Genomic DNA, 22,956 nt, shown 5'->3' on the forward strand with positions numbered 1-22,956 from the left:
GCTAGCCCGTGATTCTTCGGAGCAGGATGGGAATTGGCCTAGGCTCAGGGGTTGGGTGTCCGCCCGTCGCGAACATCAGGAAGGCACAGGCGTGGCACTCTTCACCGACGACGATCTCAGGCCGGAGCCGGGCGATCAGCCGGAGCGCATCCGGCCGAAGCGCAGCGTCATCATCGGCTGGTCGTTCGTCGGCGCGGCGCTCGTGCTCACCCTCGTCCTCGCCCTGGTCCCCGCGCCGTATGTGATCGAGCAGCCCGGACCGGTCTTCAACACGCTCGGAACCGACCAGCCGGTCGGCAGCGCACCGTCGAAGGATGCGAGGCCGCTCATCACCATCCCGAGCGAGACCACGTACCCGACCGCGGGTTCGCTCAACCTGCTCACCGTCTCGCTCGTCGGAAACCCCGATTCGCTTCCCAGCTGGATCGAGGTCGCCTCCGCCTGGTTCACCCCGAGCAAGGCCGTGCTGCCGGTCGACGACGTGTTCCCGCCTGGCACGACGACGCAGCAGAGCGACAAGGAGAACACGCAGTTGATGGTCGACTCGCAGCAGGACGCGATCGCGGCCGCACTCAACGAGCTCGGCTACACCTACCCGCAGGAAGTCGTCGTCAAGCAGATCATCAAGGGCTCGCCGGCCGACGGCGTGCTCAAGGTCCACGATGAGATCATCACGGTCAACGGTGTGCACGTCACCGGCGTGCAGACGCTCCGCGACCTGCTGAAGGCCAACGGTGCGGGGAAGCCGGCGAAGATCGGCATCGTCCGCGACGGCGCCGCCAGCACGGTCGAGATCACCCCGGAGAAGAGTGGCCCGACCGTCATCGTCGGCATCGGAGCAGGGATGCACTACACATTCCCGTTCGACGTGAACATCCAGCTGAACAACGTCGGTGGCCCGAGCGCCGGGCAGATGTTCGCGCTCGGCATCATGGACAAGCTCACCCCGGGAAAGCTCAACGGGGGTGCGCATGTCGCAGGCACCGGAACGATCGACAACGAGGGGAACGTCGGCCCGATCGGCGGCATCCGGCAGAAGATGTTCGCGGCCAAGGATGCCGGAAGCAGCTGGTTCCTCGCGCCCCGGTCGAACTGCGACGAGGTGACCGGTCACATTCCGTCCGGGCTGAAGGTGTTCTCGGTGAAGACGCTCGACGACTCGCTCGCCGTGATGAAGGCGCTCAGCACCCATTCCAGCACGGCAAGCCTCCCCACCTGCCCGGCATCCTAGCCCTCTCCACAGGCCGCGCGAGGCGCAGCTTTCTCCAAGCGTCCCGCGCCTAGGATGGGCTTCTGACCTTTCAACGCAGAGCAAGAGGGCCGCACGTGAGTTCAACAGCAGCAGGGCGACCGGCCGGGCGCCGACGGGCAGCGATCTGGATCACGCTGGGGGTGGTCGTCGCCCTCGTCATCGCGTTCTTCGTGTTCGCCGGGCTGTACGCCGACATCCTCTGGTACCAGCAGCTGGGATTCCTCAACGTCCTGACGACCCAGTGGCTCGCCGCGGCGGTCCTCTTCTTCATCGGCTTCCTCGGTATGGCCGTTCCGCTCTGGCTGTCGATCCAGCTTGCATACCGCCTGCGGCCGGTCTACGCGAAGCTGAACAGCCAACTCGACCGCTACCAGCAGGTGATCGAACCGCTGCGCCGTCTGGCGATGTACGGAATCCCTGTCGTCTTCGGCATCTTCGCGGGCGTCTCCACGGGTAGCCGTTGGCAGACGGCGCTGATGTGGGTCAATGGAACGGCCTCCGGCAAGACCGATCCGCAGTTCCACCTCGACATCTCCTTCTACCTGTTCGATCTGCCGTTCTACCGGGGCCTGGTCGGCTTCGCGTCCGCGGTCGTCATCATCTCGCTCTTCGCCACGCTGGCGACCTGCTACCTCTATGGATCGCTGCGCGTCAGCGGGCGAGAGGTGCGCATCTCGAAGGCCGCGCGCATCCAGATCTCAGTAATCTCGGCGCTCTACCTGCTCCTGCAGGGCGTGAGCATCTGGCTCGACCGGTACGCGACGGTGACGGACTCCAACGTCAACGACATGGTCAACGGCGCTGCATACACCGACGTGAACGCGACCATTCCCGGCCGCGCCATCCTGGCCGGCATCGCCATCTTCGTCGCGGCCCTCTTCATCGTGACGGCGTTCATCGGACGCTGGCGGTTCCCGCTCGTCGGCACAGCGCTGCTCATCATCGCGGCCCTGGTCGTGGGTGCGATCTACCCGTGGATCGTGCAGCGGTTCCAGGTCGACCCGAGCCAGAAGACGCTCGAGACGCCGTACATCCAACGCAGCATCGACAGCACGCGTGATGCGTACGGGTTGTCGAACATCGACGTGATCCCGTACAACGCCAAGACGACGGCCGAGCAGGGCCAGCTCCGCGAGGACGCCCAGACGACGGCCCAGATCCGCATCATCGACCCTGCACAGGTGAGCCCGTCCTTCCGTCAGCTCGAGCAGTTCCGCCAGTACTACGCGTTCCCCGACAACCTCGCGGTCGATCGCTACACGATCGACGGCAAGGAGCAGGATGCGGTGGTCGCCGTTCGCGAGCTCCAGCAGTCCGGCCTGGGCTCCGCGCAGAACTGGTACAACGACACGATCGTCTACACCCACGGCTACGGTGTCGTCGCCGCCTACGGAAACCAGCGGTCGACCGACGGCCAGCCCGTGTTCCTCGAATCGGGCATCCCGACCACCGGATCGCTCGGCACCTATGAGCCGCGCATCTACTTCGGCCAGCAGTCGCCGAAGTACTCGATCGTCGGTGCGCCGAGCAGCCAGAAGTCGGTCGAGCTCGACTATCCGGGCGGTTCGAACAACGTCCAGCAGACGTATACCACGTTCACCGGCAACGCCGGTCCGAAGCTCGACAACGTCTTCAAGCGGCTGATCTATGCGCTCAAGTTCCAGGACGAGCAGATCGTCCTTTCGGACGCTGTCAACAGCAACTCGCAGATCCTCTACGACCGCGACCCGATCCAGCGCGTGCAGAAGGTCGCGCCCTACCTGACCCTCGACTCCCAGGCATACCCGGCGGTCATCGACGGGCGCGTCAAGTGGATCATCGACGGGTACACGACGAGCGACCAGTACCCGTACTCGCACGTGGGCAGCCTGAGCGACGCCATCGCCGACACGGAGACCCCGAAGCCGGCCTACCCGTTCGACAACATCAACTACATCCGCAACTCGGTCAAGGCGACTGTCGACGCGTACGACGGAAAGGTCACCCTCTACGCGTGGGACTCGAGCGATCCGATCCTCAAGACGTGGGAGAAGATCTTCCCGGCCACGGTGAAGCCGATGAGCGACATGAGCGGCGCGCTCCTGAGCCACGTGCGCTACCCGGCCGACCTCTTCAAGGTGCAGCGCTCGGTTCTCGGCCAGTACCACGTGACGGACGCGGGTTCCTTCTACTCCCGCGACGACGCCTGGACGACACCGAACGACCCCGTGTCGCCGGCGAGCAACCCCACGCTGCAGCCGCCGTACTACCTGACGATGCAGATGCCGGGCCAGACCACGCCGTCCTTCTCGCTCTACTCCACCTTCGTGCCCCTGGCGACGACGGAATCGAGCAGGTCCGTCCTCAAGGGCTACCTCGCGGTCGATGCGGACGCGGGCGGTACGACGGGTCAGAAGGCGTCCGGCTACGGCAAACTCCGGTTGCTCACGCTGCCGTCGAGCGACACTGTGCCAGGGCCAGGCCAGGTGCAGAACAATTTCAACTCCGATCCAGGAGTCTCGCAACAGCTGAACCTGTTGCGGCAGGGCAAGACCGACGTCATCAGCGGCAACCTGCTGACGCTTCCGGTCGGCGGGGGACTGCTGTACGTGCAACCGGTCTACGTCAAGTCCACCGGCGAGACGAGTTATCCGCTGCTGCAGAAGGTGCTCGTTGCGTTCGGCGACAAGATCGCCTTCCAGGACACGCTTGACGGTGCCCTCGACGTCCTGTTCGGAGGCAACTCCGGCGCGACCGCAGGGGACACCAACGCCGGAGGCGGAGGTGGAACGAGCACGACGACGCCCGGCACCGGGACGACGGGAAACGCCGCCCTGGAGGCTGCACTGGTCGATGCGCGCCAGGCGCTGCTCGATCGCGACGCAGCCCTGAAGGCGGGGAACTGGGCGGCCTACGGCATCGCCGACGCCAACCTGAAGAAGGCGATCGCGCAGGCGCTCGCTGCCGAAGCCCAGACGGCACCGAAACCGGCGCCGACCTCTACTCCGACACCGACCCCCACGCCGTCGAAGTAGCGGGAACGCGACGAGAAGCGGGGCCAGCGCGAAGCGCTGCGCCCCGCTTTCGTTCACCGCCTGTACAAAGTGGGCGCCGGCGCTCGACAGGCCCGTACGAGCCGGGGACCCCTGAAAACGTCCATACTTCCTCGCTCAGGCGCCACACCAGCGGGATGTCGGCGAGGTGGCGCAGCCTCGCAGGAAGACCCCAAAAGAAATGCTTGCAAAAACTTTAGTTGTCGACTTTACTAACAAACATGCAGTTGGTCGATCACGGACAACGTTCGTCGCTGAACGACACAGGCCCCATCCCCCTGGATCGCGGAATGGCCCCTGGGCGGGCCCTGCGCCCGAAGACCAAAGTGCTCCCGGAACACGCGCGTACCCATAATCGGTCCCTCGTGCTCCAGACCCTGTACCGGACCGGCCGGGTGAGCCGTGCCGACATCGCCCGTGAGACGGGGCTGACACGCGTCACGATCTCAGATCTCGTTGCCGGCCTGATCGCCGAAGGACTCGTCGTCGAGCTCGGTCAGCGCGACGATGCCCGCCCGGGAAAGCCTGCCGTCCTCCTCGACATGAATCGCGCCGCCACCCAGATCATCGGGGTGGACCTCAGCGAGCACACGGTGTTCCGGGGCGCGGTCCTCGACATCGACGGGGTGATCCTGGCCAGCGCCGAGGTGCCGCTCGCCGGAAGCCGCGGAGACGAAGCGGCCGCGAAAGTGCTCGAGCTGGTCGACCGTCTCGTAGCTCGTGCAACCGCGCCGGTTCTCGGAATCGGCCTCGGCTCTCCGGGCATCGTCGACCCCAACGGTGTCGTGATCACAGCCCCCAACCTCGGGTGGATCGAGCTCGAGTTGCAGCGCATGATCGCCGAACGCACAGGGCTCCCGGTGTTCGTCGCCAACGACGCGAACGTCGCTGTGCTCGCTGAGCACGGATTCGGCAACGCCGACGGCGACATGATGCTCGTCAAGGTCGGGCACGGTGTGGGTTCAGGGTTGCTCGTCGCCGGCGCCCTCGTCTTCGGCAGCCGCTTCGCTGCGGGTGAGATCGGCCAGGTCATGGTCGGAACGGACGACGGCGCGGAGGCTCCCTACGACCGCGAGAAATGCCTGGAGGCCTGGCTCGCCGTGCCGCGTCTCGAGTCGCGCATCGCGGCTGCCGCCGTCGCGGGGGAGCCCATCGCCCCCGTGCTCCGCGAGGCGGGGCAGCGGCTCGGCGTCGCACTCGCCCCCATCATCGGCGCCCTCAACCTCTCGGAAGTCGTGCTGAGCGGCCCGACCGAACTGCTCGACGGTCCGTTGATCGAGGCGGTCGGCGAGACGATCCGGAACCGCACGATGGCCGGCTTCCACTCGGATGCGACGCTGCGCATGACAGCGCTCGGCCGGGACATCGTGGTGCGCGGCTCGGCTGTCCTGGTCCTGTCCGGTCAGCTCGGGGTGTCCTGATGACCTTGGTTCTGGGCTCCCGGGAGCGGGCCACCATCCCAGACCGCATCCCGCCGGACGGTGGCGGCGGCACGGAGCTCGCCCGTTCGTTCGCGTACACATCCGAAGCGAAGCGGCAGACCTCCGTGTTCCGGTGTCGCTGTACCGTCATCCAACTGGACACGATCGACAACGACGCGCTCGGTGTCGCGCGCTGGGTATCCTTCACCGAGGTGTGGGCGCGCCCGGGGATGCCGTCGGCGCGGCCGTGGCAGGACAACCCGGTGATCCAGGTCGGGGAGGATGATGACCCTCGTCTCGTGCTCGCCACGGGCGCTCCGGTTGTGATCTTCGGCATCGACAACCACCGGCACGCCTTCGCACGTGCGGTGATCGATCACGTGCGTTCGACCTGCGGGAGAGTACTTGTGGTCGACATGGGCCTGACGCTGCCGGACCTCCGGTACGCGGACATCGCGACGTTCGGGCACGACCAGGCACGCGGTGCGGCGCTCGTCGACTTTCTGCTGGGCGGAACCCCTGCGGCGTGACCCGCGCCGACCCGTCAGGCCGGGCAGCGCGGCAGCGTTCAGGATCCGTTCAGATCGCCCACGAGATGCCGAGCGCACTGTGTAGCGCATGCTGCGCCGCACCCCGGAACGGCTGGGTCGCCCCTGTCCTGGCGTAGCGGAAGCTGAGCGGCATCGCTGCTCGTACGGTGTGGCGGGCGGCCTCCGCCCGGACGTGGCTGATGAATTCGTCGCCCAGTCGCGGGGACGCGCCGCCCAGCACGACGTTGGGCACGTCGAGGGCCGCACCGACGAGGAGGAGTGCGCGTGCCAGCACCCGTGCCCCGAAAGCGATCCGGTCGCGCGACTCCGGTTGCTGGGCCAGCGCGCCCAGATCGAATGATTCGAGGTCGGCTCCGTGCGGCAGGCCGAGCAGCGACGTCACAGAGACGACCTCCTCGAGACAGCCGCGATTTCCGCAGGCGCATGGTGGGGCATCCGGACCGAAAAGAACGGGAACGTGCCCGATCTCTCCCGCACGGTGTGCGGCGCCGCGCAGCAGCGTGCCGTCGATGATGAAGGCGGCGCCCACCCCGGTGCTCAGGGAGACGAACATCTGGTTGGCGCCGAACTGGTCGGAGTTCGAGTAGTCGGCCAGCGCCTCGGCGTCGGCGTCGTTGATCAGGAAGACCGGAGCGTCGATGATCCCGGCGAGGGCATCGCCCAGATTGACGTCCGTCCAGTTCAGCTGCACGCTCTCGCGGATCAGAGGACCGTCGGCGATGCCGGGGACCTGCACGCCGATGGCGACAACGCTCGCGTGTGTCGTCGACGCGACGAGCTTTCGCACCACTGTCTGGACATCCGAGATCTCACCCGCGGTGTGCGTACGCTCGGAGACGGTGGAGACCTCGTCGCCGAGCAGGTTGACGACCGCCCCCCGGACGAGACCGGGCTGGACGATGACCGACAGGAGCACGTGACGGACCGCATCGATCTGGAGCGTCGTCGCCCGCTTGCCGCCCGTACTCTCGGCGCGGTTCCCTTCGATGACGAGGCCCTCGGAGATCAGCCCGTTCAGCAAGGATGAGACGGTGGCCGATGTCAGGCCCGTGCGTCTGGCGATGCCCGCCCGAGTGGCCGACCCGTTACCGGACAGCACCAACTGCAGCGCGCTCGTGAGATTCCGTTCACGAACGGCGGCCTGCGTCGCCTTGCCGTGATCCTCTGCCACTGTCTGCTCCTCGATGCGGGGCGATCATCCCGCACTCGACCCTAGCGAATGCCGATTCGAATGTCGGCCGGTCGCCCCGGACACGCGGCGCACGGTGCGGCGAGCACGCGGAAAGCCGCGGGACCGACAGTCGATCCCGCGGCCTCCCGGGTGAAACGCTATGCGCCGGTCTGGGTCAGCGCCCGCGCCTTGAGGTGGTCGAACTCCGCCTGTGTGATCGTGCCGGCGTCGAGGAGGGCCTTCGCCTTCGCGATCTCGTCCGCCGGGCTGGAGCCGGAGCCTGCGACCTGCTGGATGTAGGTGTCGGTAGCCACCTGGACCTCCTGCGCCTCCCTCTGGCTGCGCTGGGCCATGCCGGCCCCGCGCGCGATCAGGTAGACCAGCGCGGTCAGGAACGGAACGAAGACCAGGAAGATGATCCAGACCGCCTTCCACCATCCGTTCAGCTTGTGGTCGCGGAACAGGTCGCCGATGATCGCGAAGAGTGCGAACAGGTACGCGATGAACGCGAAGCTCCAGAAGAAGATCCAGATGATGTTCCAGAAGTTGTTCCAAAAGTCCATGTTTCGTGTGCCCCTTTCTGGTGGGGCTCCGTGCCCCAGTTCAGAATCTAGCGGCCAGACGCCAGTGACGGCCAGCATTCGCGCTTCGCGGACCTCCGCCTGCCGCTGACGGGGTCCGTGCGGCCACGCACCCGAAATCGGAGAGCACTCCGATGCGCGGACCCGCTGACGGGACGATGCTCTGGAGTGCACCACCTGGGAGGGGCCATGAAAGGAACAGCGGCGGAATCCACCGCCTCGACGACACTCGGGAGCCTGCCGCCCTGGGCACTTACGGGCGCGATCATCCTGGTGGTGGTCGTGGTCGGTGTGCTCCTCGTTGTCAACGGCTGGCCCAGAGCTGCCACCGCATCGAACAGCGCGGACCGCAGCGTGGTCCGCAGCTGGATCGCCGTCAGCCTCGTGGTCGGGTTGCTCGTGCTCACCGCTGCAGAGATCGCGGGAAACAACGCGACGACCACGAGCGCCCTGATCGGTGGCCTCACCGCCTCGGTCGGAAGCGCGATCGCCTACTACTTCTCGACGAAGGCCTCCGAGCAGGCCCAGGAGAAACTGACGACAGCCACGGGGGGAGCGCCGGGCCGCCCGGTCGTCGTCCCGGACCTTCTGGGCAAGTCGGTCACCGACGCACTCCTCGCGCTGGGCAGCCTCGAGTTGAGGCTGGTCGTCGACCCCACGGCGATCACCCAGGGCACGCTGGGCAACATCGTGGGTCAGGTCCCGCTGCCCGGGCCGTCCACCGTGAAGGACAAGACCGTCACCGTCACGCTCGGTTCGTGACCGGCGCGAACGGCCCGGTCAGTGCGGCCCACTGAAGAAGCATGATCGTCTTCGCGTCCACGATGGTGTCTCCGATCGCCGCGAGTGCTGCGTCGAAGGACAACTCGACGACATCGATGTCCTCGCCCTCGTCGGCTATGCCGCCGCCGGCCGAGACGCGGTCGGATGCGCGGTACGGCGCCGCATAGAAATGCAGCTTCTCGGTCACTGATCCCGGGCTCATGTACACGTCGAAGACGCGCTCTGGATCGCCGATGTCGTAGCCCGTCTCCTCCATCGCCTCGCGCCGGATCGCGGTGTCTGGGTCGTCGTCGTCCAGAAGGCCGGCCGCGGTCTCCACGAGCATGCCGTCCGGATGGTCGTTGACGTATGCCGGGTACCGGAACTGCCGTGTGAGAAGAACGGTCCGTTTGTCGAGGTCGTAGAGGAGCACGGTCGCGCCGTTCCCGCGGTCGTACGTCTCGCGATGCTCGGTCGACCAGTGGCCGTCCGCATGTTGATACTGCAGGGTCGTCGTCCGGAGCACGTGCCAGTCGGAGGCGAGGAGTCGCACCTCAGTGACGACCACGCGCGGATTGCGGCTGAGGTCGAGGCCGGTGCGGTCCAGTTGGACGCGGCCGCGCGCATCCGGTTCGTCGGTGCCGCGCATCCGGTGCCCCTTTCGATCGGAATGCGAGAAAGCAGAAAGCCCGGATTCCGAAGAATCCGGGCTTTCTCTCGCAGCAGAACCTGCGTTTTTGTTGCGGGGACAGGATTTGAACCTGCGACCTCTGGGTTATGAGCCCAGCGAGCTACCGAGCTGCTCCACCCCGCGGCACAAGAATTTACTCTAGCACGACATCGCGAGCTCTCCGAACCCGGGTGGTGGCAGCACCATCGTCGCGCGTCCACCGCCGGGTGTCATGGAATTTCGTGCGTCGGCCAATAGAGTTGACCCCTAGAGGGGGAGCCGATGGCGAACGTGCTGCAGAAGTACCGGGTCTGCGTGATCGAAGACGATCCGGACGTCGCGCTCTTCATGAAGACCGTGCTCGAGAAGCGTGCGGACGCCGTCGTCCTGGCCATCACGAATCCTGCTCTCGCGCTCGACGGCATCGCGGATTTCGAACCCGACATGGTCATCACGGACATCGAGATGCCGGGGATCAGCGGCCTCGACCTGCTCAAGGAGCTGCGCCGGAAATATCCCGGGATGCCCGTCGTCGTGATGACCGCTCACGTCTCGATCGAGTATGCCGTCTCCGCATTGCGGAGCCAGGCCGACGAATTCCTGACGAAGCCCATCGCCTCGGCCGACCTCGTCTCCATCGTCACGCGCCTGGCGTCGAAGGGGCGACTCACGAAGACGGCGCAGGAACCGCAGGTCGTGCTCGCGATCGGCGCGCATCCCGACGATGTGGAGATCGGTGTCGGCGGGATCCTGGCGGCGCACCGGGCCGCGGGCAATCGCGTGGTCATCCTGACCATGTCACGCGGTGCGAGGGGCGGCGACGCCGACGACCGCCAGCACGAGTCCCTCGCTGCGGCAGAGCTGCTCGGGGCGCGACTTTTCATGGAGGACCTCGAGGACACGCAGATCTCGGCGGCCGATCCCACCGTGGGCATCATCGAGCGGGTGGTCGCAGAAGTGCGGCCCGACATCGTCTACACGCACAGCGCGCACGAGCGCCACCAGGACCATCGGGCCGTCCACGCGGCGACGCTCGTCGCGACCAGGTCCGTGCGCACGGTCTGCTGCTATCAGAGCCCGTCGGCGACCATCGATTTCCGCCCGACGCGTTTCGTACCCATCGACGGCTTCACCGAGGCCAAGCTCGCGCTCATCAGCTGCTTCCAGTCCCAGACCGAGGTGCGCACGTACCTCGAACCCGATTTCGTGCTCGCGACGGCACGTTACTGGTCGCGGTTCGGAGGCGGGACGAGCTGCGAACCGCTCGAGGTCGTCAAGGACACGGCCGACATCTCCGTGCCGGCATCCTCGATTTCGACCGCTGCGCGGCGGGAGAGTGAGACCTCATGACCCGCGTTCTCGTGACCGGTGTCGGCGGACCCGCAGGCGTCGCCGTGCTCCGCTCGCTCCTCAAGCGCGAAGACGTCGAGGTCTTCGCCGCCGACATGGACGGCTGGGCGAGCGGGCTCTACCTCGTCGGAGCAGACCGTCGGAGGATCGTTCCTCCAGGGCGTGCCGACAGGTTCGTCGACGATGTGATCGATCTGTGCCGGGCCGACGGGATCGACGTGCTCTTCTCCACTGTCGATGTCGAGCTGCCCGGGCTGGCAGCGCGCCGGGATGATCTGCTCGCGGTCGGAGCACGCTTGGCAGCTCCCAGCGCGGAGACCCTCGCCGTCTGTCTCGACAAGTTCCTGCTCGCCGAGCGGTGCAGCCCGACGGTTCCGGTTCCGGTGACCCGGTTGCTCAACGAGCACGGCCGCGCCTTCGACTGGACGTTCCCTGTGATCGTCAAACCGCGCAGTGGCGCAGGGTCGCGCGGGGTCCGGCTCGTCGCCGATCGTGCTGCACTCGATGCACTCGGCGACGACGAGAGCAATATCATCCAGGAGCACCTGCCCGGCGAGGAGTTCTCGGTCGATGTGCTCGCCGGGCTCGACGGCTCGGTGATCGCCGCGGTGCCACGGTCACGGGAACGCGTCGACTCCGGCGTCTCGATCGCCGGCCGCACCGTGCGCAGGGCCGAACTATCCGACACGGCCGCTGCGGTCGCTCGCGCGATCGGGCTGTCCGGAGTGGCCAATGTGCAGCTGCGATACCGATCCGACGGCGTTCCCGCGCTTCTCGAGGTGAACCCGCGATTCCCGGGAGCGATGCCGCTCACGATCGCCTCCGGTGTCGACATGCCGTCACTGCTCCACGATCTGGTGATCGGGCGGGAGGTTCCGCAGCGCGTCGATTTCGTCGAGCTCGCGAACGTGCGCTTCCTCGAAGACGTGTTCCTCGATCCCTCGACCGTTCTCGTCTCCGAGAATGCGGCCCACGCAGAGGGGCCGGGCGAGTAGTGGCGGACGTGCTCCTCGGCGACCATCACGTCCACTCGACTTTCTCGGACGACGCCGAAAGCTCGCTGGCCCAGAACCTTGCGGCGGCGGCAGCGGTCGGGTTGCGCGAGATCCGGCTGACCGATCACGTGCGGCAGTCGACGACCTGGGTTCCGGAGTTCCTTGCGGCGGTGGGGGCCGAAGCGCACGATCCGTCGCTCACGGTCCTGACGGGCGTCGAAGCGAAACTGCTGGACGCTTCGGGCGCGGTCGATGTCCCTCCGGGCCTCGTGGCGGGGACGGGCGGACTCGATGCCATCGTCATCGGCGACCACCAGTTCCCTGGCATCGGCGGCCCATGGTCTCCCTCGCAGACGCGGGAGCGGCTGGAGAACGGGCTCGCCGCCTCCGATGCGCTCGATCTCTTCATCGCCGCCGGCAATCGGGCGATGGAAGCGACGGCGAACGCGCAGCTCGCGCACTGGTTCTCGATCCTGCCCAAAGTGGGGCTCTCCGAGGACCAGCTGGGCGCCGACCATCTCCGGGAATGGGCGCTCACTGCCGCTCGCACCGGGACGATCATCGAGATCAATGAGAAATGGGGATGCCCGGGGCCGCGAGCGGTCCGGGCCGCCCTGAACGCCGGAGCCCGGATCGTGGCGTCGACCGACAGCCATTCTGCCGACACGGTGGGCCGCTACGAACGGGTTGCCTCCATCCTCACGGACGCGAGCTCCGAGGAGCACCCGTGAGCGATTTCTGGCTGGTCGTCCTCACGACGATCCTGCTGATCTTCGTCGCGATCGGTGCGGTTCCGATCGTCGCGATGGCCTACCAGTTCATCATCATTCCGTTCCACGCGTTCATCAACCACTACGGTCGCGCCGCCCCGTACCTTCCGCGGGTCGCGGTCATCGTCCCCGCCTGGAACGAAGGCGCTGTGATCGGTGCATCGATCCAGCGCCTCCTGGCCCTCGACTACCCCCAGGACGCGCTGCGTGTCTATGTCGTCGACGACGCCAGCACCGACGACACGGCGGATGTCGTGCTCGGTATGGCGGCCCGTCACCCCGGGCGGGTGTTCCACCTGCGACGGGAGAAGGGCGGCGAGGGCAAGGCGCACACGCTGAACCACGGCATCCGCGCCGTTCTGGCCGAGGACTGGATGGAGGCGCTCCTGATCATGGACGCCGACGTCATCTACCTCCCGGATTCACTGCGCCGCATGACGCGCCATCTCGCCGACGACGAGGTCGGAGCCGTCACGGCCTACATCAGGGAAGGCAGCTCCGACCGCAACTTCCTCACCCGGTTCGTCGGACTCGAATACGTGCTCGCGCAGTCCGCCTCGCGACGCGCCCAGAATGTTCTCGGCGCGATCGCCTGCCTCGCCGGGGGAGCGCAGCTGCATTCGCGCGAGAACCTCGAGGCGATCGGTGGAGCGATCGACACGACGACGCTCGCCGAGGACACGGTCACCACGTTCCGCACGCAGGTCGGCGGCCGCCGGGTGGTCTTCGAGCCGCACGCGGTCGTGCTCGCGGAGGAACCGCATCGCATCGCCGCGCTCTGGAAGCAGCGGCTCCGCTGGGCGCGCGGCAATGTTCAGGTCACGAAGATGTACCGCAAGCTCTGGTTCCGCCCATCGCGCACGCACCGACTGGGGAGCATCTCGTTCGGGGTGTTCTGGTTCAGCATCTTCCTCCTTCCGGTCGCGATGGTGCTCTCGACGGTCGGGCTCGTGGGGCTCTTCCTGCTGCAGAGCGACCTGGCCGCTGCCGTCTTCCGATCGACCTGGGCACTGGCGACCTGCACCTATGTCTTCGCGATGGTCTTCGGCGTCCAACTCGACCCGCGGACGGGCCGGAGCAGCTGGCGCGAAGCGATCCTCTTCCCTGGACTCATCTCGATCGTCGTGCTCGTCTCGGCATTCTTCCCCGGACTGCTCGACATGGTCCTCCTCGGGTGGTTCGGTGTTCACCTCTCGCCGGAGGCCGAGGCGGCATGGACGCTGTTCGTGTATGCGTGGATCACACTGTCGATGGTCGCGGCCTGGCTGGTCAAGCTCGCAGACTCCACCAGGATCGGACGGATCTTCTCGCCGCTGCTGACCTACATCGTCGGCTACGGACCCATCCTGTGCGCTGTGACGGTCGATTCATACATCAAGGAATGGCGCGGAGCCGCTCGGACCTGGGACAAGACGGAGAAGACGGGGAGGGTTCTCGGATGAACCACGATGAGGAGGCCGCACTCCAGGCCGAGATCGACGCCGACCGGCGGGCCGAGTTCGCGCTGATACCGAAGGCGCTGATCGCACTTCTGGTCGTCGCCGTGCTGGTGGTCATCCGGGTGGTGTTCTTCTCATGAGCGCGAGCGACGCCGTTCGGCGTGTGGTCATCGCCGACGACGACCCGGACATCCGCCGCCTGATGGTCATCGCCGCCGAACGCGCCGGCGTCGAGATCGTCGCGGCCGTCGACAACGGGCGGTCCGCACTCGACGCCATCGACGGGGGAGGAGTCGACCTGATCGTGCTCGACATATCCATGCCGGTGATGAGCGGCATCGAGGTCGCCGACCACATGCGCGCCGACGCGCGGTACGACTCCACGCTCATCCTGATCGTCTCCGCCTCCGTGCAGATGCTCACCGATCAGGCTTCGGTCGAAGTCCGATCCGACCGGTTCATCGTCAAGCCGTTCAGTCCGCGCCAATTGGCGGCCACCATCACCGAGATGCTCGACGGATCGGACGCCGCGTGACCTTCGACCGCCTTCTGGCGAGGATCTCCCTCGATTCGCCGTCACCGCTGATCAAGCAGCTGCCGACGATCTTCGCGTTCGCCGTCGCGATCGTGCTGCTCTTCGTGCCTGGTCCCGTCGCTGTGATCACCAACTTCACGGCTTTCGTCATCGGCGTCGTGCTGGTGGCGCTGGCGAGCGTGCTCGCTGCCATCATGCCCTGGTCGCGCTTCTCGACAGAGGCGGCGATCCTCGTTCCCGCGGCCTCGCTCATCGCCGTCGGCTTCTTCCGGTTGGGAACGGGCGGGGTCATCTCGCCGTTCGGGTCCATCCTGCTTCTGCCGTTCGTATGGATCGCGACCGAAGAGGGCAGGATCAACGCGCTGATCGCGGCCGTCGGTACGTTCCTGGTGCTGCTGGCGCCCATCCTCTTCGACGGCCGGGTGTCGACGGCCACTGACCTGGTCCGCGCCTTCTACGCGCCGATCATCTACCTCGTCGTGGCATTCGTGATCAACGAGATCGCACACCGGGTGCGGCAGCAGCTCGCCGCAGCGAAGGCGGCCGCTGAACAACGCATGGAGCTCCTCGACAGTGCCGTGCGTGCGAGCGATGAGTTGAAACTGAATGAAGCGCGACTCAAGACGGCCAACCGTCTCATCCTCAGCATCTGGAACGCGGTCACCGAGCAGTCGGTGATCGGGACCGACCTCGACGGCCTGATCGACGTCTGGAACCCCGGCGCTGAGAAGATGCTCGGCCTGACAGCGGACCAGGTGACCTCCGCGGGCAGGCACGTCGTCGATTTCCATCTGCACTCGGAACTCGAAGAGCGCCTGCACGAGCTGGATGCACGCAACGTGACCATCTCGAGTCCGGACGACTTCTCGGCGCTCGTCGACGCCGTGCGGGCGGGTTACGCCGATGCGCGCGACTGGACCTATGTCCGGGCCGACGGAAAGCATGTTCCCGTCCAGGTCACGGCCACGCCACGCCTCGACGAGAACGGTCACCGCATCGGTTTCATCTTCGTCGCGACGGACATGACGAAGGCCAGGGAGTTCTCGCGCTTGAAGGACGAGTTCGTCGGGCTGATCTCGCACGAGCTCCGCACGCCGCTGAGCTCGATCCTCGGCTACCTGGAGCTGATGCGCGACGACGAGGAGTCCCCGCTCTCGGCCGAGCAGCTGCAGTACCTGGGCGTCGCGGAGCGCAACGCCCACCGCCTCCTCCGGCTCGTCGGCGACCTCCTCTTCACAGCCCAGGTCGAGTCCGGGCAGTTCCCGCTCGACCTGCGCGAACTCGACCTCTCCGAAGTGATCGGCACGTCGATCGAATCCGCACGCCCCGCGGCCTCCACTGCGGCGATCGCGCTCGTCGCGCGCATCGACGACGGTCCTCTGCTGGTCAGGGGCGACGCGCAGCGGGTCGGGCAGGCCGTGGACAATCTGATCTCGAACGCGATCAAGTTCACGCCGCCCGGCGGAACGGTCACCGTCGGCCTGGGGCGCGACGGTGCGGATGCGTGCATCACCGTCAGCGACACCGGGATGGGGATTCCCGCGGTCGAGCTCGGACAGCTCTCCACGCGGTTCTTCCGCGCATCCACTGCCACGCGCAACGCAGTTCCCGGCGTAGGCCTCGGCCTCACCATCACCAAAGCGATCGTGACCGCCCACGGCGGCAGGATGAGCATCGCGAGCGAAGAGGGTCTCGGCACGTCGTTCACCGTGCGGATTCCGCTCGAAGGACGGGGCGACGATGTCTCCTGACACGCAGGTCTCGGTCGCGCAGTTCGCACCGGGCGACGATGTCGTCGCGAATCGCGAGACGATCGCCGCCTTCGTGCAGCGTGCCGCGGGCGGCGGTTCCCGGCTCGTGCTGTTCCCCGAATATTCGTCGTACTTCGTGCATCCGCTGGGGCACTCCTTCGTCGAGGCGGCCGAGCCGCTGAACGGGCCGTTCGTCGCCCACCTGGAGCGCCTTGCCGCGGCGCACCGCATCCACATCGTCGCCGGCCTGGTCGAACGGGTCGACGACCCGCAGCGCTTCTCCAACACCCTCGTCGCCGTCGGGCCGGATGGTGCGCTGGAGGCGACATACCGCAAGCAGCACCTCTATGACGCTTTCGGAGCGTCGGAGTCGACCTGGGTCGTCCCCGGCGGCCTCGAGGAGCCACAGACGTTCGACCTGGACGGCTTCCGGGTCGGGATGCAGACCTGCTACGACATCCGGTTCCCCGAGGTGACGCGGCGTCTCGTCGACGCCGGTGCCGACATCGTGCTCGTTCCTGCTGAATGGGTGCGCGGCCCGCTCAAAGAGCAGCACTGGTCGACGCTGCTCGCAGCCAGGGCGATCGAGAACACGGTGTTCGTCGCCGCGGCAGACCAGACCCCCCCGATCGGTGTCGGCGCAAGCGCGATCCTCGATCCGATGGGCGTCACGCTCGCGGCACTCGGCGAGACGTCCGGTCTGGCCACCGCCACCCTCTCCCGCGAACGGCTCGACGCCGTGCGTCGTGCGAATCCGTCGCTCTCGCTCCGTCGTTACCGCGTCGTCGAACGCTGACGCAGCCCGGCGAGCTGGGCGGCGGCGCGCTCGAGTACGTCGACTCGTTTGCAGAAGGCGAATCGCACAAGCGACGCCGTGCCGGCCGCGTAATCGCCGCGGCAGAAGGCCGAGAGCGGGATCGCGACCACACCGGCGAGCTCCGGGAGCCTGCGACAGAATTCGACGGCATCGGGAAAGCCGAGGGGCGCTGCATCTGCCACGACGAAATACGTGCCGCGCGGCTCGGAGACCTCGAATCCGGCGCTGCGCAAGCCGGCGGAGAGCACGTCGCGTTTCGCCCGGAGCTCGGTGGCGATGCCAGTGAAGTACGCGTCGCCGAGGCGCAGGCCCGTCGCGATCGCCGGCTGGAGCGGCGCGGCGTTGACGTACGTGAGGAACTGCTTGACGGCCAGGATCGCCGTCACCAGTTCGGCCGGCGCCATGACCCAGCCGACCTTCCAGCCCGTTGTGCTGAACGTCTTTCCTCCTGACGAGATGCTGACCGTGCGCTCCCGCGCGCCGGGCAGCGATGCGATCGGGATGTGGTCGACGCCGAAGGTCAGGTGCTCGTACACCTCGTCCGTCACGATCACTGCGTCGTGGCGGTGCGCCAAATCGACGATCAGTTCGAGGATCTCAAGCGGCAGGACCGAGCCGGTCGGGTTGTGCGGGCTGTTCACGAGGATGACCCTGGTGCGATCGGTCACCGCCGACCGGAGCGCGTCCGGGTCGGGAAGGAAGTCCGGTCCGATCAGAGGGACGGTGCGGTGGATTCCGTCGGCGAGCGCGATGAGCGCGCCGTAGGCATCGTAGAAGGGCTCGAAGGTCACGACCTCGTCACCGGGCTCGAGGAGGGCCAGGAGCGTCGCGGCGATCGCCTCCGTCGCGCCGGCCGTGACCAGCACCTCCCTGTCCGGGTCGAGGCGGATGCCGTAGAAGCGCTCCTGATGCTCGGTGATCGCCAGGCGCAGGTCGGCGATCCCGATCCCCGGTGGGTACTGGTTCTGCCCGGAGCGGATCGCGTCGACCGCGGCATCGAGGACGGCGGCCGGACCGTCCTCGTCGGGGAAGCCCTGTCCGAGGTTGATGGCGCCGGTCCTGCTCGCGAGCGCGCTCATCTCAGCGAAGATGGTCGGCGCGCTTCGTCCGTCGGGGGAGAGGAGGCCCGCGCCGCGTGCAGCACGCTGCCACGATCCTGCAACGACCATGCTGCTCCCTTCGTGCCCGAACGTGTGCGGGGCATCCGACTCCAACCTACGGCTTCACAGGTTCGCCGGGGTGGTTGGGCCTCGGGAGAGTCATCGACAGGCGGAAGGTCGCTCACAGGGCGTCCAAATAGAATGCTCAGGTACGAGGCGGATGCTGTGAGTGCTTGGAAGGAGCAACACCATGACCGACAACACGAACGGCTCTGAGATCACACCGGAGTCCGCCAAGGCGCAGCCTGAAATCGACCGCACCGAGTCGGTCGTCGAGCCCGCTGCATCCACACCTGAGATTTCCGGCGCCGAGACGCCCGCGACCGCTGAGGTTCAGGCCGCGCCTGCAGCCGAGGTTCCTGCTCCCGCGGCGACTGCTGCCGACACGCAGCCGACCGTGCCGCAGACGCCGATCGCAGCGCCGGCGGCCGCGCAGCCGACTGTCCCGCAGCCGACCGTCCCGCAGCCGAACTACGGACACGGCGCCTTCGGCCAGCCCGCCGCGCCCGTCTACGCCCCCTACGGGGCGCCCCAGGGCTACGCGACCCAGCCGACCGCTCCGCTTGCTCCCGGAGCCGCGAAGCCGGCCAAGAAGCGCAACACCGGGCTGATCGTCGCCGCCCTCGCCATCGGCGCTCTGATCGGCGGTGTCGCCGGTGGCGGCGTCGTAGGAATCTACGCTGCATCGCAGAACACCACGGTCAAGTCGAGCAACGCAGCCGGCGCGACCAATATCACGGTCAACAATCCGAACGACGCGACGGTCGTCACGGCGGTCGCCGCCAAGGCATCGCCCAGCGTCGTCACCATCTCGGTGACCGGCGGAAGCTCAGGCGGAACCGGATCGGGCATCATCCTTTCGTCCGACGGCTACGTGCTCACCAACACGCACGTCGTCACCCTCGACGGCCAGGCCTCCAACGTGACGGTCCAGGTGCAGGACAACGACGGCAAGCTGTACAGCGCCAAGATCATCGGCACCGACCCGACCACCGACCTGGCGGTCATCAAGCTCAACGGCGCGAGCGGGCTCACCCCGGCGACCTTCGCCGACTCCGCCAAGCTGAACGTCGGCGACACCGCGGTGGCCATCGGCGCACCGCTCGGCCTCTCGGGAACCGTCACCAACGGCATCGTCTCCGCGCTCAACCGCAGCATCAGCATCGCGTCGTCGGCGGCGCCCAGCAGCGGCGACAGCACGCAGGGCAACGGCAACGGCAGCGGCGGTCCCTTCAACCTGTGGAACTTCGACCTCCCCGGCCAGGGCGGAAGCGGCAGCGGAAGCCAGGGCCAGACGACGGCTACCGCGACCATCTCGCTCCCGGTGATCCAGACCGACGCGGCGATCAACCCCGGCAACTCGGGTGGTGCGCTCCTCAACGACAAGGCCGAGATCATCGGTGTCAACGTTGCGATCGCCAGCGCGAGCAGCACCTCGGGCACCGGCGGCCAGTCGGGCAGCATCGGTGTCGGCTTCGCCATCCCGGCGAACCTGGCCCACCGCATCGCCGAGGAGCTCATCAAGGACGGAAAGGCAAGCCACGGCCTCCTCGGGGCGTCCGTGTCGTCCGCGACGGACGACACGAAGAGCACGACCGTCGGCGCGGAGATCAAGGACGTCACCAGCGGTGGCGCAGCCGACAAGGGCGGCCTCCAGTCCGGTGACATCATCACCAACTTCAACGGGCTCCCCATCACGAGCGCGACGGACCTGACCGCTCAGGTGCGAGCGGTGGCCGGCGGCTCGAAGGTGGACGTCACCTACGTGCGCGGTGGCGCGACGAAGACCACGACCGTGACCCTCGGAACCCTCAGCACCAAATAGATCGCCTCCGCGATCGTCCGGCCGCCCCCGTGTACTAGCCACGGGGGCGGCTTCCTGTGTGCGCCGCCAGAGAGCGATTCACCACTGCTGATAAGCTCAACCGACCCGAACGGCGAATGGAACAGATGGCGGAACAGGCACCAGAGCGCACCCTCCCAGGTGTGTCCTACGTCATGCCCGTGCTCAACGAGGTAACCCACGTCAGGGCCGCGGTCGACAGTCTGCTCGCCCAGGATTACGCAGGGCCGTTCGAGGTCACCCTCGCGCTCGGACCGAGCATCGACGGCACGACCGAGCTCGTCGCTGAGCTCTCAGCGGCTGACCCGCGCATCAAGATCGTCGGCAACGAGATCGGCTCGACGCCGTCCGGGCTGAACCTGGCGATCGAGGCATCGATCTACCCGATCGTCGTGCGCGTCGACGCGCACTCCGTGCTCCCCGTCGAGTACACGAGGATCGCGGTCGAGACCATCCAGGCGACCGGTGCCGACAACGTCGGCGGCATCATGGATGCGCAGGGCATCACGCCGTTCGAGCGTGCGGTCGCGCGCGCCTACGGCAGCAGGATCGGTCTCGGCGGCACCAAACTCCATGTCGGCGGCGACGAAGGTCCGGCGGAGACCGTCTATCTCGGTGTCTTCCAACGGCAGCGGCTGCTCGACGTCGGCCTCTTCGACGAGGGCATCAAACGGGGTCAGGACTGGGAGCTCAACCGGCGCCTGCGGGCATCCGGCGGCACGGTCTGGTTCACCCCGCGCCTCAAGGTGACCTATCGGCCACGGCCGAACCTGGACAGGCTCGCGCGCCAGTTCGTCTCGACCGGCGTGTGGCGCGGCGAGCTCGCCCGACGCTTTCCGGCCGCCAACGGCATCCGGTATTTCGTCCCTCCTGCGATGGTGGTCGCTGTGACGCTCGGCTTCCTTCTCGGCATCGCCGGGATCGTCCAGGTGGCCGTCGGGGCGACCCCGTGGCTGCTTCTCGGCTTCGCGATCCCAGCCGTCTACCTGCTCAGTGTCATCGTCGCTGCGGTCGCGCTCACGCGCTCCGACGGCTTTCGCGCCACACTCTGGTTTCTCGTAGTCTTGCCCTGCATCCACTTCTGCTGGGGGATCGGCTTCGTGCTGGGCTTCCTCTCGCTCACCCGCAACATCACAGCACACACGGGAAGGTAGGCATGGACGCCTCTGCAACCGGGTCCCACGGCGCCCATCCGACTTCGATCGCCGAACTCCGCGCCGTGGCGCAGCCGCCCGAAGTGCGCGGCCGCCGGAACGCTGAACACTGGACCGCCTCGCTCTACCTTCGCAATCTCTCCCCGTACCTCACGTGGCTCCTGCTGAAGACGAGCATCTCGGCGAACGGCGTGACCGGGCTCATGATCCTGGTCGGATGGTCGACGGCCGCCGCCCTTCTGATCCCCGGGATCTGGGGGGCCGTCCTCGCGCTCATCCTGGGGCAGCTCCAGATGCTGGTCGACTGCTGCGACGGGGAGGTCGCGCGGTGGCGGGGAACGTCGTCGCCCGCCGGCGTCTTCCTCGACAAGGTCGGGCACTACACGACGGAGGCGCTTATCCCCGTCGTGCTGGGCATCCGCGCCGCCGGCTTCCCGTTCCAGGCGCCGGAAGACTATCTCTGGACGACCCTCGGCGTGACGCTCGCCCTGATCATCGTGCTGAACAAGGCACTCAACGACATGGTGCATGTCGCCCGCGCCAACGCCGGGCTTGCGAAGCTCGCGGACACGCACGGCGAGTCCGCCCCAACCCACGGGCTCGTCTCGACCCTTCGGCGTGCAGCACGCTTCGTACCGTTCCACCGCCTCTACCACTCGGTCGAACTCACGATGCTCGCTCTGCTGGCCGCTGTCGTCGGCCTCTTCATCGGCGACGAGCTCGCGAACCGCATCCTCGTCGTCGTCCTGGTGCCGCTGTCGCTGCTCGCGCTCATCGGGCATTTCGTTGCGATCATGGCGTCGAAGCGTGTCCGCTCCTAAGGCGACGACCTTCGGAATCGTCGTCCTGACCCAGGGCAAGCGACCTGATGACCTGAGGCGCGGTATCGAATCCGTCCTCGCGCAGCGCGGTGTGAGCCTCGACATCGTCGTCGTCGGAAACGGCTGGGATCCCGCGACCGCGGAACCACCGCTTCCCGATGGCGTCGCTACGCTCGCGCTCGACGAGAACCTGGGGATCCCCGCCGGTCGGAACCGCGGCGTGCCGTGCGTGTCGGGCGAGCTGCTCTTCTTTCTCGACGACGACGCGTGCGTCCCGTCGCCCGACTTCCTTGCCGACGCCGCGGCCCACCTCATCCGGGACCCGGCGATCGGGATGATCCAGCCTCGCGTCGTCGACCCTTCCGGGACGACGGCACCGCGGCGCTGGGTGCCGCGAATCCGCAAGGGTGAGGCCGACCAGTCGAGCGTCGTGTTCTCCGTCTGGGAGGGTGCCGTCGTCATCCCTCGTGATGTCTTCGAGGCGACCGGGGGCTGGGCGGACCCGTTCTTCTACGCGCATGAAGGGATCGAGCTCGCCTGGCGTGTCTGGGACCAGGGCAGGTGCGCCTGGTACGCCGGCGATCTCGTCGCGAACCATCCGGCGATCGAGCCCACCCGGCACTCGTACTACTACCGGCTCAACGCACGCAACCGAGTGTGGCTCGCGCGGCGCAACCTGCCGGCGGTGCTCATCCCGATCTACGTGGGCGCCTGGACGGGCATCCAGCTTCTCCGCTGGTTCCGCCGGCCGGCCGCGCTCGCGGCATGGTTCGAGGGATGGGTGGAGGGCTGGAAGACGGATCCGGGCGAGCGCAGACCCGTGTCCTGGCGAACCGTCTGGCGCATGACGCGCGGCGGACGGCCGCCGGTCGTCTGAGACC

Annotated in this window: 21 protein-coding genes and 1 tRNA gene; 17 read left to right on the top strand and 5 right to left on the bottom strand. The window is 67.3% G+C overall.

Annotated features, from left to right (window positions below; translation table 11 throughout):
• Positions 1 to 91 precede the first annotated feature (91 nt).
• The 4 genes from ACV7NN_RS18140 to ACV7NN_RS18155 all read left to right on the top strand — a co-directional run bounded on the left by ACV7NN_RS18140 (position 92) and on the right by ACV7NN_RS18155 (position 6,235).
• On the top strand, positions 92 to 1,231 hold the full coding sequence (locus tag ACV7NN_RS18140) for a YlbL family protein (protein ID WP_463350951.1): 1,140 nt from the start codon (positions 92 to 94) through the stop codon (positions 1,229 to 1,231).
• 95 nt (positions 1,232 to 1,326) lie between these two features.
• The gene (locus tag ACV7NN_RS18145) at positions 1,327 to 4,266 is read left to right on the top strand and encodes a UPF0182 family membrane protein (protein ID WP_463350952.1); all 2,940 of its coding nucleotides are present in this window, start codon (positions 1,327 to 1,329) and stop codon (positions 4,264 to 4,266) included.
• A 308-nt stretch (positions 4,267 to 4,574) separates the two neighbouring features.
• Positions 4,575 to 5,705 carry an ROK family transcriptional regulator gene (locus tag ACV7NN_RS18150; RefSeq protein ID WP_463350953.1) on the top strand — a complete coding sequence of 377 codons (1,131 nt, stop codon included), beginning with the start codon at positions 4,575 to 4,577 and terminating at the stop codon, positions 5,703 to 5,705.
• The gene (locus ACV7NN_RS18155; RefSeq protein WP_463350954.1) at positions 5,705 to 6,235 is read left to right on the top strand and encodes a hypothetical protein; all 531 of its coding nucleotides are present in this window, start codon (positions 5,705 to 5,707) and stop codon (positions 6,233 to 6,235) included. The genes ACV7NN_RS18150 and ACV7NN_RS18155 overlap by 1 nt, the downstream gene beginning before the upstream one ends.
• A 49-nt stretch (positions 6,236 to 6,284) precedes the next feature.
• Here the strand turns inward: ACV7NN_RS18155 and ACV7NN_RS18160 are convergent, their stop codons facing one another.
• Both ACV7NN_RS18160 and ACV7NN_RS18165 read right to left on the bottom strand, forming a co-directional pair.
• Positions 6,285 to 7,427: an ROK family transcriptional regulator gene (locus ACV7NN_RS18160; RefSeq protein WP_463350955.1), complete on the bottom strand. Its 1,143-nt coding sequence runs from the start codon at positions 7,425 to 7,427 to the stop codon at positions 6,285 to 6,287.
• Positions 7,428 to 7,585: 158 nt separating this feature from the next.
• Entirely contained in the window at positions 7,586 to 7,990 is a 405-nt protein-coding gene (locus tag ACV7NN_RS18165; protein WP_463350956.1) for an SHOCT domain-containing protein, read from the bottom strand.
• A 207-nt stretch (positions 7,991 to 8,197) separates the two neighbouring features.
• Between ACV7NN_RS18165 and ACV7NN_RS18170 the strand changes: the two genes are divergently transcribed.
• The gene (locus ACV7NN_RS18170; RefSeq protein WP_463350957.1) at positions 8,198 to 8,770 is read left to right on the top strand and encodes a PASTA domain-containing protein; all 573 of its coding nucleotides are present in this window, start codon (positions 8,198 to 8,200) and stop codon (positions 8,768 to 8,770) included.
• On the opposite strand, the gene ACV7NN_RS18175 is transcribed toward ACV7NN_RS18170, so the two are convergent.
• Positions 8,754 to 9,419, bottom strand: a complete 666-nt coding sequence (locus ACV7NN_RS18175; protein WP_463350958.1) for an NUDIX domain-containing protein — start codon at positions 9,417 to 9,419, stop codon at positions 8,754 to 8,756. The genes ACV7NN_RS18170 and ACV7NN_RS18175 overlap by 17 nt on opposite strands.
• A 91-nt stretch (positions 9,420 to 9,510) precedes the next feature.
• Positions 9,511 to 9,584, bottom strand: a tRNA-Met gene (locus tag ACV7NN_RS18180).
• Between the two features lie 138 nt (positions 9,585 to 9,722).
• Between ACV7NN_RS18180 and ACV7NN_RS18185 the strand changes: the two genes are divergently transcribed.
• The 8 genes from ACV7NN_RS18185 to ACV7NN_RS18220 are packed head-to-tail and all read left to right on the top strand — an operon-like array spanning position 9,723 to position 17,076.
• Positions 9,723 to 10,790: a PIG-L deacetylase family protein gene (locus ACV7NN_RS18185; protein WP_463350959.1), complete on the top strand. Its 1,068-nt coding sequence runs from the start codon at positions 9,723 to 9,725 to the stop codon at positions 10,788 to 10,790.
• Positions 10,787 to 11,785, top strand: a complete 999-nt coding sequence (locus ACV7NN_RS18190; protein ID WP_463350960.1) for an ATP-grasp domain-containing protein — start codon at positions 10,787 to 10,789, stop codon at positions 11,783 to 11,785. The genes ACV7NN_RS18185 and ACV7NN_RS18190 overlap by 4 nt, the downstream gene beginning before the upstream one ends.
• Complete coding sequence (locus ACV7NN_RS18195; protein WP_463350961.1) at positions 11,785 to 12,516, top strand: PHP domain-containing protein; 732 nt, start codon at positions 11,785 to 11,787, stop codon at positions 12,514 to 12,516. The genes ACV7NN_RS18190 and ACV7NN_RS18195 overlap by 1 nt, the downstream gene beginning before the upstream one ends.
• Positions 12,513 to 13,997, top strand: a complete 1,485-nt coding sequence (locus ACV7NN_RS18200) for a glycosyltransferase family 2 protein (protein ID WP_463350962.1) — start codon at positions 12,513 to 12,515, stop codon at positions 13,995 to 13,997. Before ACV7NN_RS18195 ends, ACV7NN_RS18200 begins: the two co-directional genes overlap by 4 nt.
• Positions 13,994 to 14,134 (top strand): hypothetical protein, encoded by a 141-nt coding sequence (locus ACV7NN_RS18205; protein ID WP_463350963.1) that lies wholly within the window; start codon positions 13,994 to 13,996, stop codon positions 14,132 to 14,134. Before ACV7NN_RS18200 ends, ACV7NN_RS18205 begins: the two co-directional genes overlap by 4 nt.
• Complete coding sequence (locus tag ACV7NN_RS18210; RefSeq protein ID WP_463350964.1) at positions 14,131 to 14,529, top strand: response regulator; 399 nt, start codon at positions 14,131 to 14,133, stop codon at positions 14,527 to 14,529. Before ACV7NN_RS18205 ends, ACV7NN_RS18210 begins: the two co-directional genes overlap by 4 nt.
• The gene (locus tag ACV7NN_RS18215; protein WP_463350965.1) at positions 14,526 to 16,280 is read left to right on the top strand and encodes an ATP-binding protein; all 1,755 of its coding nucleotides are present in this window, start codon (positions 14,526 to 14,528) and stop codon (positions 16,278 to 16,280) included. The genes ACV7NN_RS18210 and ACV7NN_RS18215 overlap by 4 nt, the downstream gene beginning before the upstream one ends.
• Complete coding sequence (locus ACV7NN_RS18220; RefSeq protein ID WP_463350966.1) at positions 16,270 to 17,076, top strand: carbon-nitrogen hydrolase family protein; 807 nt, start codon at positions 16,270 to 16,272, stop codon at positions 17,074 to 17,076. The genes ACV7NN_RS18215 and ACV7NN_RS18220 overlap by 11 nt, the downstream gene beginning before the upstream one ends.
• Here the strand turns inward: ACV7NN_RS18220 and ACV7NN_RS18225 are convergent.
• Positions 17,055 to 18,266, bottom strand: a complete 1,212-nt coding sequence (locus tag ACV7NN_RS18225; protein WP_463350967.1) for an aminotransferase class I/II-fold pyridoxal phosphate-dependent enzyme — start codon at positions 18,264 to 18,266, stop codon at positions 17,055 to 17,057. The genes ACV7NN_RS18220 and ACV7NN_RS18225 overlap by 22 nt on opposite strands.
• A gap of 181 nt (positions 18,267 to 18,447) precedes the next feature.
• On the opposite strand from ACV7NN_RS18225, the gene ACV7NN_RS18230 reads away from it, so the two are divergent.
• The 4 genes from ACV7NN_RS18230 to ACV7NN_RS18245 all read left to right on the top strand — a co-directional run bounded on the left by ACV7NN_RS18230 (position 18,448) and on the right by ACV7NN_RS18245 (position 22,952).
• Positions 18,448 to 20,082, top strand: coding sequence for a S1C family serine protease (locus ACV7NN_RS18230; RefSeq protein ID WP_463350968.1), 1,635 nt, complete (start codon positions 18,448 to 18,450; stop codon positions 20,080 to 20,082).
• 125 nt (positions 20,083 to 20,207) lie between these two features.
• A complete protein-coding gene (locus ACV7NN_RS18235; RefSeq protein ID WP_463350969.1) occupies positions 20,208 to 21,254 on the top strand; it encodes a glycosyltransferase family 2 protein in 1,047 nt (348 codons plus the stop codon).
• A 2-nt stretch (positions 21,255 to 21,256) separates the two neighbouring features.
• Complete coding sequence (locus ACV7NN_RS18240; protein WP_463350970.1) at positions 21,257 to 22,075, top strand: CDP-alcohol phosphatidyltransferase family protein; 819 nt, start codon at positions 21,257 to 21,259, stop codon at positions 22,073 to 22,075.
• Positions 22,062 to 22,952 (top strand): glycosyltransferase family 2 protein, encoded by an 891-nt coding sequence (locus ACV7NN_RS18245; protein WP_463350971.1) that lies wholly within the window; start codon positions 22,062 to 22,064, stop codon positions 22,950 to 22,952. The genes ACV7NN_RS18240 and ACV7NN_RS18245 overlap by 14 nt, the downstream gene beginning before the upstream one ends.
• Positions 22,953 to 22,956 lie beyond the last annotated feature (4 nt).

The organism is Leifsonia sp. Ger2509 (assembly GCF_055231915.1).

Bases quoted from the DNA above. Each gene is read 5' to 3' on its own strand.
- ACV7NN_RS18170 (WP_463350957.1), top strand. From the start codon at position 8,198: ATGAAAGGAACAGCGGCGGAATCCACCGCCTCGACGACACTCGGGAGC.
- ACV7NN_RS18240 (WP_463350970.1), top strand. From the start codon at position 21,257: ATGGACGCCTCTGCAACCGGGTCCCACGGCGCCCATCCGACTTCGATC.
- ACV7NN_RS18220 (WP_463350966.1), top strand. From the start codon at position 16,270: ATGTCTCCTGACACGCAGGTCTCGGTCGCGCAGTTCGCACCGGGCGAC.
- ACV7NN_RS18175 (WP_463350958.1), bottom strand. From the start codon at position 9,419: ATGCGCGGCACCGACGAACCGGATGCGCGCGGCCGCGTCCAACTGGAC.
- ACV7NN_RS18230 (WP_463350968.1), top strand. From the start codon at position 18,448: ATGACCGACAACACGAACGGCTCTGAGATCACACCGGAGTCCGCCAAG.
- ACV7NN_RS18205 (WP_463350963.1), top strand. From the start codon at position 13,994: ATGAACCACGATGAGGAGGCCGCACTCCAGGCCGAGATCGACGCCGAC.
- ACV7NN_RS18235 (WP_463350969.1), top strand. From the start codon at position 20,208: ATGGCGGAACAGGCACCAGAGCGCACCCTCCCAGGTGTGTCCTACGTC.
- ACV7NN_RS18165 (WP_463350956.1), bottom strand. From the start codon at position 7,990: ATGGACTTTTGGAACAACTTCTGGAACATCATCTGGATCTTCTTCTGG.
- ACV7NN_RS18155 (WP_463350954.1), top strand. From the start codon at position 5,705: ATGACCTTGGTTCTGGGCTCCCGGGAGCGGGCCACCATCCCAGACCGC.
- ACV7NN_RS18185 (WP_463350959.1), top strand. From the start codon at position 9,723: ATGGCGAACGTGCTGCAGAAGTACCGGGTCTGCGTGATCGAAGACGAT.
- ACV7NN_RS18150 (WP_463350953.1), top strand. From the start codon at position 4,575: ATGGCCCCTGGGCGGGCCCTGCGCCCGAAGACCAAAGTGCTCCCGGAA.
- ACV7NN_RS18210 (WP_463350964.1), top strand. From the start codon at position 14,131: ATGAGCGCGAGCGACGCCGTTCGGCGTGTGGTCATCGCCGACGACGAC.
- ACV7NN_RS18225 (WP_463350967.1), bottom strand. From the start codon at position 18,266: ATGGTCGTTGCAGGATCGTGGCAGCGTGCTGCACGCGGCGCGGGCCTC.
- ACV7NN_RS18190 (WP_463350960.1), top strand. From the start codon at position 10,787: ATGACCCGCGTTCTCGTGACCGGTGTCGGCGGACCCGCAGGCGTCGCC.